The following is a 15,321-nucleotide window of genomic DNA, read 5'->3' on the forward strand; positions in this document are numbered from 1 at the left end:
GGGAGACGCGGGGGATGGGGAACGACATGGTGTCCAAGGGACGGGTCACGATCCGCGAGGTCGCCGAGCGGGCGGGCGTGTCGACGGCCACCGCCTCCCGTGCGCTCAGCGGCAACCACCCGGTGCCGCCGGCGACCCGCGCCCGGGTCCTGCGCGCGGCCCGCGACCTCGACTACGTGGCCAACGCGCACGCCCGCGCCCTGGTCGGCGGCGGCCGCAAGATGGCCGCCGTCGTGGTCCGCCAGGTCACCAGCCCCTTCTACGCCCAGGTCGCCGAGGGCGTGGAGGCGGAGGCCGCCGACCGCGGCTGGCTCTGCGTGGTCGGCGCCACCGGCGGAAACGCCCAGCGCGAGATGGAGTTCGTGCAGCTCATGCGAGAGGAGGGCGCCCGGCTGGTGATCCTGGTCGGCGGGGTCGTCGAGGACGACGCCTACCGCCGGCGCGTCGCCCACTACGCCCACGCCCTCGACTCCTCCGGAGCCCGGCTCGTGCTCTGCGGCCGGCCCGCGCCCGACCCGGACATCCCGGCACTCGTCGTCGAGTTCGACAACGAGGCCGGGGCCCGCGCCATCACCTCCCATCTGCTGTCGGCCGGCCACCGCGGGATCGTCTTCCTCGGCGGACTGCCCGGCAACACCGCCCTCGACGCCCGCGTCGCCGGCTACCGGGCCGCCCTCGCCGAGCACGGGCTGCCGCCGGAAGCCGCACACGTCGTCGACTGCGGCCTGGGCCGGGCCGCCGGCCATCGCGCGATGACTGAACTCCTCAAAGGAACACGGGAGTTCACCGCCGTATTCGCCGGGGACGACATGGTCGCCGCCGGCGCCCTGCGCGCCATCGCCGACACCGGACTGCGCGTGCCCGGTGACATCTCCGTCGTCGGCTACAACGACATCCCGCTCGCCGAGGACTTCAACCCGCCCCTGACCACCGTCCGCACCCCCGCCGAGGAACTCGGCCGCGCCGCCGTGCGCATCGCGCTGCGCGACCCCGAGCACGCGGCCGGTGCCCACCATCTGCTCGGCACCCACATCGTCGTACGCGACAGCGTCGGCGCGCCCCCGCCCGGGCGCGCCCTGTGACCAATGGAGGAACCGCACCCGCATGAGCGCGCCGCACGTGTCGCTCCCCGACCCGACGCACCTCCCCAACCTGCCCCATCTGCCACCCCCCGACCCGCTGACCTCGCCCCTCACCGGCTGGACCCGCGCCCACTGGGAGGCCATCGCCGACCGCCTCCTCGACGCCCTGACGCCCTACGCCTCCCCGGGCCTGGCCCAGTACCGGCTGCCCGGCCCGCCCAGCCACTCCGGTCCCTGGTCGGACGGGTTGGAGGGCTTCGCCCGCTCCTTCCTGCTGGCCGCGTTCCGCATCGGCGGTTCGGGCGGGCAGGGTGTGTCCGGCCTGATCGAGCGGTACGCGGCCGGGCTCGCGGCCGGGTCCGACCCGCGCGGGCCCGACCGGTGGCCGCCCATCACCGACCGGTCCCAGCCCATGGTCGAGGCCGCGTCCCTCGCGATCGCCCTGCACGAAACCCGCCCCTGGATCTGGGACCGGCTCGACGACGGGGTACGGCAGCGGGTCGCCGACTGGCTCGGCGGCTTCGTCGGAGCCGTGGTCAACGACTCCAACTGGCGGCTGTTCCAGGTCATCACCGAGGAGTTCCTCGCCTCCGTCGACGCCCCGCACAGCCGCACCGAGATCGACGCCGGCCTCGCCCGCCTGGAGGACTGGTACCGGGGCGAGGGCTGGTACACCGACGGCGACGGCCGCAAGTTCGACTACTACAACGCCTGGGCGCTGCACCTCTACCCGGTCCTGTGGGCCCGTATCGCGGGGCCGCGGGCCGACCCACGGCTGGTGGCCGAACACCGCACGCGCCTGTGGTCGTTCCTCCACGACCACCAGCACTTCTTCGGCGCCGACGGCGCCCCCGTCCACCAGGGCCGCTCGCTCACCTACCGGTTCGCGACGACGGCCCCGCTGTGGGCGGGGGTCCTCGCCGACGCCACCCCGCTGCCGCCCGGCCGCACCCGCCGTCTTGCCTCCGGCGCGCTGAAGCACTTCGCCGAGCGCGGCGTGCCCGACGCGCAGGGACTGCTCACACTCGGCTGGTACGGGCCGTTCCTCCCCGTCACCCAGCGGTACTCGGGACCGGCCTCCCCCTACTGGGCGAGCAAGGCCTTCCTCGGCCTGCTCCTGCCCGCCGACCACCCCGTGTGGACCGCGCCCGAGGAACCCGGCCCGGTCGAGACGGCCGACGTGCGCCTCGCGTTACCTGCCCCCGGCTGGCTGCTGCACTCCACCGCCGCCGACGGGATCGTCCGGCTCGTCAACCACGGCAGCGACCGGCTGCCACCCCCACCCGCGACGGCCGAGGACAGCCCGCACTACGCCCGGTTCGCCTACTCCAGTGCGACGGCGCCCGAAACACCGGCTGCACCGGACACGGGCCTCGACAACCACATCGCCCTGCTCGCCCCCGACGGCACGCCCACCCCGCGCGGTCGCATCCACCCCCTCGGCGTCGAGGGCACGCGGGCCGCCTCCTGGCACCGGGCGGTGCTCCCGGGCAGCGAGGAAGGACACCGCATCGAGACGGTCAGCGTGGCCCACGGCGTCTGGGAGGTCCGGGTGCACCGCGTCGACGCGCCGCCCGGCACACCCGTGCGCGAAGGGGGCTGGGCCGTCGCCGACGACAGCGCGCCGCCGGTCGCGTCGACCGGCCCCGGCTGGGCGCTGGCCCGGCGCGCGGACGGGCTGACCAGCACGGTCGTCGCCCTGCATGGGTGGCAGGACGCCGGGACGGCAGTGGTACGCGCGGTCGGCGCCAACGCCTGCGGCCACCACTCGGCGACCCCGTGCCTCACCCTGCCCGTCCACCCGGGCGGCACCCACCTCCTGGTGACCCTCGTCGTGCTGAGCGCCGGTCCGGAGACGAACGGCGACCCGTATGCGCGGCGTTCAGGACCGCGCGTTCGGGTCGCCGCGACCGGCGAGGTGGAGATCCGCTTCCCGGACGGCACCCGGGGACGGGTGCCGCGGTGACCGGGTCAGGCGGTGGCGCGGCGCGGCGCCACCGCCTTCCTCACCAGCGGCCAGGGCGGCAGCGGCACGATCACCGCGTACACCGTCACGCCGTCTCGTCCATCACCCCAGCGCGAGCCGAGAGCAATGCGGTCGGCTGCTCAAGGGGTTTGACGTGGTGGCAGGCCTGTCATGGCGGGCTCACTCCTATGCCGGGGCCAGGGGCAGTTCATCCACGACGTCCGGACCACGCTCCACCAGGTCACCGACGACTGACACCGAGCCCGCTGAACAGGGCAGGGCTGGAGAAGCTACGCCGTGCGGCAGAAACGTGGCAGAGGAAGGCCGCAGAGGCAGGCCGCCGGCTTCAGATGTTGCGCACCTCGTCGGTCGTGGGCGCACATGCCGGCGGGCCCGACGCACCGGTGTTCGACGCCTTCCTGACGCGGCCATGGCGATGAATTAAGCTGCGCGGACGGCCTTTGACTGGAGGTGCGGATGCGTCGCCCTGTCGCACGGAATCTGACGGTCCTGGCGGTTTCGGCCGCCGTGGTGATGTCGGTGGGAGCGGCGGCGCCGCCACCCACCGCGCGGCACACCGGCGGTGAGAAGTCCCCGCTGGCCGTCGGTTACGGCGGTGCCGTCTCGAGCGTCGACCCCGACGCCTCCGCCGCCGGGATCGAGGTCCTCAGGAAGGGCGGCAACGCCGTCGACGCGGCCGTCGCCACGGCCGCCGCGCTCGGCGTCACCGAGCCCTACTCCGCCGGCATCGGCGGAGGCGGCTACTTCGTCTACTACGACGCCGGGTCCCGCACGGTGCGCACCGTCGACGGCCGCGAGACCGCCCCGCTGAGCGCCGACGAGAACCTCTTCGTCGAGAACGGCAAGCCCCTCGCCTTCGCCGAGGCCGTCAGCAGCGGCTTGAGCGTCGGCACCCCGGGCACACCCGCCACCTGGCAGACGGCGCTCGACAAATGGGGCAGCAAGCGGCTCTCCACTGTGCTGAAGCCGGCCGAGCGGATCGCCCGTGAGGGCTTCACCGTAGACGAGACCTTCCGCTCGCAGACGGCGTCCAACGAAACCCGCTTCCGCTACTTCCCGGACACCGCCGACCTGTTCCTGCCGGGCGGGCGACTCCCGGTCGTCGGCTCCACCTTCAAGAACCCCGACCTCGCCCGCACGTACGCGGAGCTGGGACGCAAGGGAGTCGACACGCTCTACCACGGCCGGCTCGGCCGGGACGTCGTCAACACCGTCAACAAGCCGCCGGTGGACCCCGGTTCGGGCTGGAACGCCCGGCCCGGCGACCTGACCGCCAAGGATCTGGCCGCCTACCGCACCAGGCTCCAGGCACCCAGCAGGACCTCGTACCGCGGGCTCGGCGTCTACTCCATGGCACCGTCCTCCTCCGGCGGCACCACGGTCGGGGAGGCGCTCAACATCCTCGAACGGACCGACCTGTCCAAGGCGAGCAAGGCGCGCTATCTGCACCGCTTCATCGAGGCCAGCCGGATCGCCTTCGCCGACCGGGGGCGGTGGGTGGGCGACCCCGCCTTCGAGGACGTGCCGACGAGGGAACTGCTGTCGCAGCGGTTCGCCGACTCGCGCGAGTGCCTCATCAAGGACGACGCGGTGCTGACCAGCCCCGTGGCGCCCGGCGATCCGCGTCAGCCGCGGCGCTGCGGCTCCGGCGGCACGGCGGCTCCCACGACGTACGAGGGTGACAGCACCACGCATCTGTCGGTGGCCGACAAATGGGGGAACGTCGTCGCCTACACCCTCACCATCGAGCAGACCGGCGGCAGCGGGATCACCGTCCCCGGGCGGGGATTCATCCTCAACAACGAGCTGACGGACTTCTCCTTCACCCCGGCGAACCCGGCCGTGCACGACCCGAACCTGCCGGGGCCGGGCAAGCGTCCGCGGTCGTCCATGGCGCCGACGATCGTGCTGGACCGGCAGGACAGGCCCGTGGTGGCGCTGGGGTCGCCGGGCGGCGCGACGATCATCACGACCGTGCTGCAGACGCTCACCGGCTTCGTCGACCGGGGGCTGCCGCTGGTCGACGCGATCGCGGCGCCCCGGGCCAGCCAGCGCAACGCCGCGCGGACCGATCTGGAGCCCGGGCTGTACGACAGTGACCTGAGGCAGCGGTTGGAGGCCATCGGGCACTCCTTCAAGGAGAACCCGGAGATCGGCGCGGCCACGGGTGTGCAGCGGCTGCCCGGTGGGAAGTGGCTGGCAGCCGCTGAGACCGCGCGACGGGGCGGAGGGTCGGCGATGGTGGTGTGGCCCGAGCGTTGAGGTGCGGGTGCGGGTGCGGGTGCGGGTGCGGGTGCGGGGTGCCGGTGGGCCGGTGCGCGGGGCTGGTCGCGCCCACGCACCGGCACGCGCACCGCACCCGCACCTCGACGGCCCCGCGCCCCTAAGGGGTCCTTTCACTATGCCCGTCCGGGTCGCGCCGCCTGGCACCGCACCTCGCCGCGTTGCGGAAACGCCCTGGTAGCTCCGCTACGAGGGCTTCCCGGCGCCTTGCGATGCACGGCACCAGACCACGTGCCCTGATCGGACGCTCATAGTGAAAGGACCCCTAAGAGGGCGCTGCCGACCCCTGCGTCTCGAAGGCCAAGTGCCCGTCCTTGACGTCCACTGTCACCCTGCCGCCCTCATCGACCCTGCCGTCCAGCAACAGGCGTGACAGTTCGTTGTCCACCTCGCGCTGGATGGTGCGGCGCAGCGGACGGGCGCCGTACTCCGGCTGGTAGCCGCGGTCGGCCAGCCACTCCACGGCCCGGTCGGTGAAGGTCACCGTGATGCCCTTGCCCCGCACCAGGGAACGGGTGCGGTCCAGCAGGAGGTTGGTGATCCGGCGCAGCTGCTCCGTGGTGAGCTGGCGGAAGACGACGATCTCGTCGATGCGGTTGAGGAACTCGGGGCGGAAGTGCTCACGCAGCGGGCGCAGGATCTGCTCGCGGCGGGCCTCCTCGTCCGCGTCGGCGCCGCCCGCGGCGAAGCCCGTCGTGGCGCCCCGGCGGGTGATCGCCTCGGAGCCGAGGTTGCTCGTCATCACGATGACCGTGTTGCTGAAGTCCACCGTGCGGCCCTGGGAGTCGGTCAACCGACCGTCGTCGAGGACCTGGAGCAGGACGTTGAAGACGTCGGGGTGGGCCTTCTCCACCTCGTCCAGCAGGAGCAGCGAATACGGGTGGCGGCGCACGACCTCCGTCAGCTGGCCCGCCTCCTCGTGGCCGACGTAGCCGGGCGGGGCGCCGACCAGCCGGCTGACGGTGTGGCGCTCCTGGTACTCGCTCATGTCGAGCCGGACCATGCGGTCCTCGCTGCCGAACAGCGCCTCGGCGAGCGCCCGGGCCAGTTCGGTCTTGCCGACGCCCGTCGGGCCGAGGAACAGGAAGCTGCCGATCGGGCGGTCGGGAGCCGCGAGCCCGGCGCGGGAGCGCAGCACCGCGTCCGAGACGACCCGCACGGCCTCGTCCTGGCCGACGACCCGCTGGTGCAGATGTTCCTCCAGACCCAACAGGCGTTCCTTCTCCTCCTGGGTGAGGCTGCTGACCGGGATGCCGGTCTGCCGGGACACCACCTCCGCGATCGCCTCGGCACCGACCACGAGGTCCTGACCCTCGTCGACCTCGCTGTCGCCACCGGCGTCGGTGATCCGCTGCTTCAGCTCCATGATCCGGTCGCGCAGTTGGGTGGCCTGCTCGTACTGCTCGTCCGCGACGGCCTGGTCCTTGTCCCGGGTCAGTTGCTCCAGCTCCCGCTCCAGGGCCCGTACGTCCGTGCCCTTGGTCCGGGCCCGCAACCGCACCCGGGCACCGGCCTGGTCGATCAGGTCGATCGCCTTGTCGGGCAGGCGGCGGTCGGTGAGGTAGCGGTCCGACAGCTCCACGGCCGCGACCAGGGCCTCGTCGGTGTAGCGGACCTGGTGGTGGGCCTCGTAGCGGTCCTGGAGGCCGCGCAGGATCTCGATCGCGTCCGCAGGGGTCGGCTCCGGCACCATGATCGGCTGGAAGCGGCGGGCCAGCGCCGCGTCCTTCTCGATGCGGCGGTACTCCACCAGTGTGGTGGCGCCCACGATGTGCAGCTCGCCCCGGGCGAGAGCCGGCTTGAGGATGTTGCCGGCGTCCATCGAGCTGCCGTCGCCGCCACCGGAGCCGGCGCCCACGACCGTGTGCAACTCGTCGATGAAGATGATCAACTGGTCGGAGTGGGCGCGGATCTCGCCCACGATGTTGTTCATCCGCTCCTCGAAGTCACCCCGGTAGCGGGTGCCCGCGACCACGCCCGTGAGGTCCAGGGCGACCACCCGGCGCCCGAGCAGCACATCGGGCACGTCCGCCTCGGAGATGCGCTGCGCCAGCCCCTCCACGATGGCCGTCTTGCCGACCCCCGCGTCACCGATCAGCACCGGGTTGTTCTTGCCGCGGCGCGAGAGGACCTCGACGGTCTGCTCGATCTCCTGGTCCCGGCCGATCACCGGGTCGATCCGGCCCTGCCGGGCCAGCTCGGTGAGGTCGCGGCCGTACTTGTCGAGGGTCGGCGTGTTCGTCGGACGCGGGCGCTCGGATGGGGCAACCTCCGGTGCCTCGGGCGGTTCGGAGGGGGCGAAGCGGGCGGCGTTGAGGATGTGCCCGGCGGCCGAGTCGGGGTTCGACGCCAGGGCGCTCAGCACGTGCTCCGGGCCGATGTAGCCGTAGCCGCGTGCCCGGGCCATGTCGTGCGCGTCGAGCAGGGCCCGCTTCGCGGCCGGGGTGAGGGAGAGCGCGGTGGGCGGCGGGGCGTCGTCCGGCGTGTGCTGGGCGGGTCCCGACCGGTCGTCGATCTGCGACGCCAGCGAGTCGGGGTTGGCGCCGGCCTTGCTGAGCAGGGTGCGGGTGGGCTCGGTGGCGAGCGCCGCCCGCAGCAGGTGCTGGGTGTCGAGGTCCCGGCTGCCGTGCTCGGCGGCGTACTGGGCGGCGCCGCGGACGAGCTCCCGGGCCGGCTGACTGAGCAGCCGCCCGAGATCGATCTGCCGGGGACCTGGACGCGGTCCGCCGAAGAAGCGTGCGAGGAATTCTCCGAAGGGGTCCGAGCCGTAGCCCTCCGGGCTGGTGAAGCCGCTGCTCATGGGCCTTCCGTTCCCGGCGTCCCCGGCGCGCGGGCGGGGGACGCCCTCGCTGGTCGACGTGCCGGGGTCGGGTAACCCGGGTGGCAGCCGGTTACACCTGGGGCGCGCTCGTAGAACACCTTCGCACGATCGTGGGCGAGGGGCACCTTCAGGGCATACCAGGAGGAAAGGGAGGTGTGACGGGCTTCAGCGCGCCGTCAGGACCCTCGGCCCCGAATCCGTGATCGCCACCGTGTGCTCCGCGTGAGCGGCGCGGGAACCGTCGTTCGTCTTCAGGGTCCAGCCGTCGGAGGCCGCGTGGTAGTCGTCCGTGCCGCCCGCGATGACCATGGGCTCGATCGCCAGCACCATGCCGTGCCGCAGCCGCATGCCGCGACCCGGGCGGCCCTCGTTCGGCACCCCGGGGTCCTCGTGCATACGGCGGCCGATGCCATGGCCGCCGAAGCCGTCCGGGATGCCGTAGCCGGCGTCCCGGCACACCGTGCCGATCGCGTGGGCGATGTCGCCGATGCGATGGCCCACGACGGCGGCCTCGATGCCGGCCGCGAGGGCCTGCTCGACGGTGCGGATGAGGCGGAGGTCCGCGACACGCGGGGTGCCCACGACGAAACTCAGCGCGGAGTCGCCGACCCAGCCGCCCAGTTCGGCGCCGAAATCGATGGAGACCAGGTCGCCGTCGCGCAGGCGGTAGCGGGTCGGGACGCCGTGCACGATCGCGTCGTTGACCGAGACGCACAGGACGGCGGGGAAGGGGGTCGGCGCGAAGGGCGGCCGGTAACCGAGGAAGGGCGAGGTCGCGCCCGCCTCGCGCAGGACGTCGTGCGCCACCTCGTCCAGTTCCAGCAGGGAGACGCCCACGGCGGCGGCCTTCCGGGCGGCCGTCAGGGCGCGGGCGACGACCTGGCCCGCCTCGTACATCGCGTCGATCGAAGTGTCTGTCTTGAGCTCCACCATGCCAATTACTATACCGGTATTAGAATGGGGTCATGGTGCGCACCCCTCTCACCCCAGAAGAGCGCGAACGCGGCGAGCGGCTCGGCCGGTTGCTGCGTGAAGCGCGTGGCTCCCGGAGCATGACGGAGATCGCGGCGAGCGCGGGCATCTCCGCGGAGACCCTCCGGAAGATCGAGACCGGACGGGCCCCGACCCCGGCCTTCTTCACGGTGGCCGCGCTGGCCGGAGTGCTCGGGTTGTCGATGGACGAACTGGCGGGCCAGTGCGTGCTGGTGCCCGTCTGAGACTCCCGCGCCCCGTGTGAAAACTCCCCGTAGCACGTCCGTAACACGACTGGTGTTGCCTACGGGGCGGAGTGCTCCGGTCTCACGGGAGTTGAGCGATGGCGGCGGATCGACTCCCGGCTGAGGTCGGGGAGTTCGCGACCTACCTGAACGGCCTGCTGGCACGCCTCGATCCGTCCGGAGGCTGGTGCGCGGTCTTCTGGCACCGCGACCCGGAGGGCATGCGGGCCTGTCTCGACGGGCGGGAGATGCCGCCGTGGGACGTGGTCGAGTCCCTGCTCCAGGATCTCGCCGGGCGGTACGGCCCCGGAAACGCCGGCCCGGAGCAGGACCGCGCCCGGTCCCTGCACGCCGCGGCGCTCGCCGCGTACGACACCCGGCCCGGGGGTCGCCACGCCCTCGGTGACCGTCTCGACGTCATGCTCCGCGAACAGAAGTATGCCGCGGAACGCCGGGCCGCCCTGGCCCGCCAGCTGACCTCGGCCACGACCCGCTCACAGGCGGACGCCCTCCGCGTGGACCTCGCCTGGGCCCAGGACGACCACGAACGGGCCGCCGCGCGCTGCGCCGAACTCCGCGCGCGGATCGCTCAGGCGGACCGGCCCGAGCAGGGGGTGCCGTCGGGAAGACGGAACGACGCCGACGCGCCGCACGGCGCCGGGGCGGGATCACCCGCCCTGACGCAGCGGCACCGCACGACTCCGGCCTCGACGCCGACCACCACACCCGGCCGGTACGACGCCGTCACCCCGGATGCCGGGCGGCACGCCCTGGGGCGTCCGGGGGCCCGGAGTGGCTCCGTGGAGGCCGTGGAGGGGGTCATCTCCGAGGGGTTTACGGGCCCGGGTGGGGCCGGGGCCGGCGGGCGGCACGTCCCGGGGCGTCCGGATTCCCGAAGCGGCTCCGGGGAGGCCGGAGAAGGGGGCACGCCCGACCCGTTCGCGGGCCCGGGCGGGGCCGGGGTCGACGGATGGCGTGCCCTGCGGCGTCCGGGGGCCCGGAGCGGTTCCGGGGAGGCCGTGGAGGGGGTCATGCCCGAGGAATTCGCGGGCCCGGGCCGGACCGGGGCCGGGGGGTGGGCTCCGCGGGGCGCGGAGCCTCGCAGTGCCCGTGCGGAAACCGTCGCGGGCGGCTCGCCCGACGCGTTCACCGCTGCGGCCGTCCCCGACATGTTCACCGGCCCAGCCCCCGCGGCCCCCACGTCCAGGCAGCGCAAACGCCGTCGTGGCAGCGCCCGTTTCGCCGGCATGGCGGACGAGGGCACCGCACCCGTCACGGTGCCGCCCGCTGTCGGGCCGGCCTTGCCCGCACCCGCCCCCGCGGCCACCGGCCGCACACCGCGGGGTGCGCGCTTCGCCGGGGCCGCCGAGGAGGCGGGGGTCGAGCACCCGGCGCGGGAGGCCGCCCCGGCCGGGGCCGCCGGCCTGGCCGAGGTGGAGAGGACCGTCGACGCGCTGGCCCGGCTGCGGAGCGAGGGGCGCAGTGGGGAGGCCCACGCGCTGCTCGCCGAGGTCGCCTCGTGGGAGCCCGGCCGGTTCCCGCTGCTCGCGCAGGGGCTGCACACCGCCGGGCTGGGCGCCGACTGGCAGACCCTGCTGTGGGAGGCCGCCTCGCTGCCCGCCGGACGGCTGGTCGCCGTCGCCGACGCGCTGGTCGCGGCGGGGCGGCCGGGGGACGGGCGGCAGATGCTCCGGCAGGGGGGCGCCCGGCCGCCGGGCGAGCTCGGGCAGGCCGTCCTCGACCTGGTCGACGAGGAGCGCCACCGCGAGGTGAGGGTGCTGCTCGACGCGTTCGTGCGGGCCCGTACCCCCGAGGAGGCCGCCCGCAGCGCCGAGCCCGGTCCGCGGCGCCTCGTGCCGCTCCTGCTGGAAGCCGCCCAGGGGGTCTCTCAGGAGCGCCACCGGGATGTCGTACACGCCCTGCGCGTCGCCGGATTACCCGCCTGACCGGCGACATCGCGCTCCGGGCGACTCACCCACCGGAGTGCGAATCGCGCAATGCCCCGCGGGTTGGCGACGATGGTCTTGGCAACCCCGTGCCAGAGGCTTACGTTCGTGGCTCTACGCCCGGCTTCTACGGGCGTAGAGGCGCAGACGTCGCGTCGAAGGAGCAGCTCATGGCCAACGTCGTACGTGCCGCCCTGGTCCAGGCCACCTGGACCGGCGACACCGAGTCCATGGTGGCGAAACACGAGGAGCACGCCCGCGAGGCGGCCCGCCGGGGCGCGAAGATCATCGGCTTCCAGGAAGTCTTCAACAGCCCCTACTTCTGTCAGGTCGAGGAACCGGAGCACTACCGCTGGGCCGAACCCGTCCCCGACGGGCCGACCGTGCGGCGCATGCGGGCACTCGCGCGTGAGACCGGCATGGTCATCGTCGCGCCGGTGTTCGAGGCGGAGCAGCCCGGCTTCTACTACAACACCGCGGCCGTGATCGACGCCGACGGCACCTACCTCGGCAAATACCGCAAGCACCACATCCCGCAGCTCAAGGGCTTCCGCGAGAAGTTCTACTTCAAGCCCGGCAACCTCGGCTGGCCCGTCTTCGACACGGCCGTCGGCAAGGTCGGCGTGTACATCTGCTACGACCGCCACTTCCCGGAGGGCTGGCGGCAGCTCGGCCTGGCCGGAGCCCAGCTGGTCTACAACCCCTCGGCCACCCACCGGAGTCTGTCGTCCCACCTGTGGCGGCTGGAGCAGCCCGCGGCAGCCGTCGCCAACGGGTACTACATCGCCGCCATCAACCGCGTCGGGCAGGAGGAGTACGGCGACAACGACTTCTACGGCACGAGCTACTTCGTCGACCCGCGCGGCCAGTTCGTGGGGGACGTCGCCAGCGACAGCCAGGAGGAACTCGTGATCCGGGAACTGGACATCGACCTCATCGAAGAAGTGCGGCAGACGTGGGCCTTCTACCGCGACCGCCGCCCCGATGCCTACGAAGGGCTGGTGAAGCCGTGATCAACGACCTCCTGGGCCGCCACCGGGCCGTGCTCCCCGACTGGCTCGCCCTCTACTACGAGGAGCCCCTCGAGATCACCCACGGCGAGGGCCGCCATGTCTGGGACGCGCAGGGCAACCGCTACCTCGACTTCTTCGGCGGCATCCTCACCACCATGACGGCGCACGCGCTGCCCGAGGTGACCAAGGCGGTGAGCGAGCAGGCCGGGCGGATCATCCACTCCTCGACCCTCTACCTCAACCGCCCGATGGTCGAACTCGCCGAGCGCATCGCCCGGTTGAGCGGCATCCCGGACGCCCGCGTCTTCTTCACCACCTCGGGTACCGAGGCCAACGACACCGCGCTGCTGCTGGCCACGGCGTACCGGCGCAGCAACACCATCCTGGCCATGCGCAACAGCTACCACGGCCGCTCCTTCAGTTCCGTGGGCATCACCGGCAACAGCGGCTGGTCCCCGACCTCGCTCTCCCCGCTCCAGACGCTGTACGTCCACGGCGGCGTGCGCACACGCGGCCCGTTCGCCTCCCTGGGCGACGACGACTTCATCGCGGCCTGTGTCGACGACCTCAAGGACCTGCTCGGCCACACCCGCCCCCCGGCCGCGCTGATCGCCGAACCCGTCCAGGGAGTCGGCGGCTTCACCGCACCACCGGACGGGCTGTACGCGGCGTTCCGCGAGGTGCTGCGCGAACGCGGCATCCTGTGGATCGCCGACGAGGTGCAGACCGGCTGGGGCCGCACCGGTGACCACTTCTGGGGCTGGCAGGCCCACGGCCGCAACGGACCGCCGGACATCATGACCTTCGCCAAGGGCATCGGCAACGGCATGTCCATCGGCGGGGTCGTCGCCCGCTCCGAGATCATGAACTGCCTGGACTCCCACAGCATCTCCACCTTCGGCGGCACCCAGATCACCATGGCGGCGGGCCTCGCCAACCTCACCTACCTGCTGGAGCACGACCTCCAGGGCAACGCCCGGCGCGTCGGCGGCCTGCTCATCGAGCGGCTGCGGTCCGTCGCCGCCCAGGTGCCGGCCGTGCGGGAGGTACGCGGCCGGGGGCTGATGATCGGCGTCGAGATCACCAAGCCCGGGACCGACGACGCCGATCCGCAGACCGCCGCGGCCGTCCTGGAGGCGGCCCGCGAGGGCGGCCTGCTGATCGGCAAGGGCGGCGGGCACAACACCAGTGCGCTGCGCGTCGCCCCGCCGCTGTCCCTCACCGTCGCGGAGGCCGAGGAAGGCGCCGCGATCCTCGAGAACGCTCTGAGGAGCATCCGGTAGCAGTGCGCCGAGCAAGGGACCGCCCATGACCACCATCCTGGATTCCCTGGAACCCGCCCTGTCGGTGCGGCAGATCCTCACCCTGGAGCGGGTGCTCGCCGGGGAGCCCGAGGTGGTGGCCGGCGCGACCCATCTCGACCGGCCGGTGCGCTGGGTGCACGTCGCCGAGGCCGCGGACGTCGGTGTGATGCTCAGCGGCGGCGAGATGGTCCTCACCACCGGAGTCCTGCTCGCCGGCGACGAGGACAAGCAGGCCGAGTACGTCCGGTCCCTGCACCGCGCGGAGGCCGCCGCCGTCGTCCTCGGACTCGGCCGCGCCTTCCCCGCGGCGCCGGACGTGATGCGCCGGGCGGCCGAGCGGTGCGGACTGCCGATGGTCGTCCTGCACCGGCCCTTCCCCTTCGCCGACCTGACCGAGGAGGTTCAGTCGAGGCTCGTACGGCGCAAGTTCGCCGCCGTCAGCCTCTCCGAGACCGTCCGCACCGAACTCACCGCCCTCATCACCGCGGGCGCCCCACTGCAACGCCTGCTCGACGAGGTCGCCCGGCACAGCGCCTGCCCGGTCGTCGTCACCAACCTCGCCCACCGCGTCCTCGGCACGGCGGGGGAGCGGCCCGCCGTGGACGACGTGCTGCGCGACTGGGAACGCATCGCCCGGCAGGCCGGAGGCACCGAGGGCGACGGCTGGATCCGGGCCGAACTGGGCGGGTGCGGGGAACGCTGGGGCCGGATCGTGCTGTGCGGCTACCGGGGCGACACCGCCACCGGACGGCTGCTCGCCGACCGCGCCGCCGAGGCCCTCGTCCTGCACCGCATGCTCGCCGGGGGCGCCGCCTGCTCCTGGGAGGAGCAGTCCGCGCAGAGCCTGCTGACCGACCTGGTCAGCGGTGTCGTACCGGCGCGGAAACTCCTGCCCCGGGCCCGCGCGGCCGGGCTGCCCGTCAACCGGCGCACCTTCGTACCGCTGGTCGTCCGCGACGCCGACCCCGCCCGGCTCGAACGGCTTCTGCGGCTGCTGGGCCTGCCCGGGCTGGTCGCCGAACTCGCCGACGGCGCCACCGCCGTGCTGCTGAGCGTTCCCCGGGACCAGGACGCGGGCGCCCTCGCCGCGCACTTCGCGACCCGGCTGCGCACCGAGCCCGGCCCGGACACCGTCGTGGCGGCGGCCGAGCCCCGGGCCGCCTGGGACGACGTACCCACCGGACTGCGCGAGGCGCAGCACGTCGCGGATGCCGTGGCCGACTCCTCCGCCGTCCTCGACCTCCCCCCGGTCGTGCGCCTGAAGGACGTCCATCTGCGGGGCCTGATCCGGTTGCTGCGCGACGACCCGCATGTGCAGTCCTTCGCGGAGCGGGAGCTGGACGGGCTGCTGCGCGGGACCGAGGAGGACCTGCTGTCGGTCCTGCGCACCTACCTCGCCACCGGCCGCAACAAGTCCCGCACCGCCCAGCTCCACCACGTCTCCCGGCCGGCCCTCTACCGCCGTCTGGAGGCCATACAGGTCCGCCTCGGGGTGGACCTCGACGACTTCGAGCAAGCCGCCTCGGTGCACATCGCACTCCTCGCGCACGACGCGCAACAACAGTGAAACAAGCTCCCACCTGGGAAAACGGCGGTGAAACATGGGCCCACGACAGAGTGACACGGTGGCACGCCGTACGCCCTTCGACGTGACACGCTGCAACTCAA

The 15,321-nt window shown here is 73.2% G+C and carries 10 protein-coding genes; 8 read left to right on the forward strand and 2 right to left on the reverse strand.

Translation table 11 applies throughout. From position 1 onward, the window contains the following. The first annotated feature begins 14 nt into the window (after window positions 1–14). From ABTX62_RS25505 to ggt, 3 genes are all read left to right on the forward strand, one after another. Window positions 15–1,082: a LacI family DNA-binding transcriptional regulator gene (locus tag ABTX62_RS25505; RefSeq protein ID WP_502998012.1), complete on the forward strand. Its 1,068-nt coding sequence runs from the start codon at window positions 15–17 to the stop codon at window positions 1,080–1,082. Between the two features lie 22 nt (window positions 1,083–1,104). Then, the gene (locus ABTX62_RS25510) at window positions 1,105–3,048 is read left to right on the forward strand and encodes a DUF2264 domain-containing protein (RefSeq protein WP_352118383.1); all 1,944 of its coding nucleotides are present in this window, start codon (window positions 1,105–1,107) and stop codon (window positions 3,046–3,048) included. A 477-nt stretch (window positions 3,049–3,525) separates the two neighbouring features. After that, window positions 3,526–5,331, forward strand: coding sequence for a gamma-glutamyltransferase (gene ggt, locus ABTX62_RS25515; protein WP_352118384.1), 1,806 nt, complete (start codon window positions 3,526–3,528; stop codon window positions 5,329–5,331). A gap of 286 nt (window positions 5,332–5,617) precedes the next feature. Here the strand turns inward: ggt and ABTX62_RS25520 are convergent, their stop codons facing one another. Next, on the reverse strand, window positions 5,618–8,152 hold the full coding sequence (locus ABTX62_RS25520) for an ATP-dependent Clp protease ATP-binding subunit (RefSeq protein ID WP_352118385.1): 2,535 nt from the start codon (window positions 8,150–8,152) through the stop codon (window positions 5,618–5,620). Window positions 8,153–8,338: 186 nt separating this feature from the next. Continuing rightward, window positions 8,339–9,106, reverse strand: coding sequence for a type I methionyl aminopeptidase (gene map / locus ABTX62_RS25525; protein WP_352118386.1), 768 nt, complete (start codon window positions 9,104–9,106; stop codon window positions 8,339–8,341). Between the two features lie 32 nt (window positions 9,107–9,138). Here map and ABTX62_RS25530 point away from each other — a divergent pair, with 32 nt between their 5' ends. The 5 genes from ABTX62_RS25530 to ABTX62_RS25550 all read left to right on the forward strand — a co-directional run bounded on the left by ABTX62_RS25530 (window position 9,139) and on the right by ABTX62_RS25550 (window position 15,220). Further along, the gene (locus ABTX62_RS25530; RefSeq protein ID WP_352118387.1) at window positions 9,139–9,390 is read left to right on the forward strand and encodes a helix-turn-helix domain-containing protein; all 252 of its coding nucleotides are present in this window, start codon (window positions 9,139–9,141) and stop codon (window positions 9,388–9,390) included. 98 nt (window positions 9,391–9,488) lie between these two features. Beyond that, window positions 9,489–11,336, forward strand: a complete 1,848-nt coding sequence (locus tag ABTX62_RS25535; RefSeq protein ID WP_352118388.1) for a hypothetical protein — start codon at window positions 9,489–9,491, stop codon at window positions 11,334–11,336. Window positions 11,337–11,506: 170 nt separating this feature from the next. Further along, on the forward strand, window positions 11,507–12,349 hold the full coding sequence (locus ABTX62_RS25540) for a nitrilase-related carbon-nitrogen hydrolase (protein WP_283971127.1): 843 nt from the start codon (window positions 11,507–11,509) through the stop codon (window positions 12,347–12,349). Then, complete coding sequence (locus ABTX62_RS25545) at window positions 12,346–13,632, forward strand: aspartate aminotransferase family protein (RefSeq protein ID WP_352118389.1); 1,287 nt, start codon at window positions 12,346–12,348, stop codon at window positions 13,630–13,632. The genes ABTX62_RS25540 and ABTX62_RS25545 overlap by 4 nt, the downstream gene beginning before the upstream one ends. Before the next feature lie 25 nt (window positions 13,633–13,657). Next, window positions 13,658–15,220, forward strand: coding sequence for a PucR family transcriptional regulator (locus ABTX62_RS25550; RefSeq protein ID WP_352118390.1), 1,563 nt, complete (start codon window positions 13,658–13,660; stop codon window positions 15,218–15,220). Window positions 15,221–15,321: the final 101 nt, after the last annotated feature.

The sequence above is a fragment of the Streptomyces sp. NPDC096046 genome (assembly GCF_040303285.1).
Taxonomy (GTDB): Bacteria; Actinomycetota; Actinomycetes; order Streptomycetales; family Streptomycetaceae; genus Streptomyces.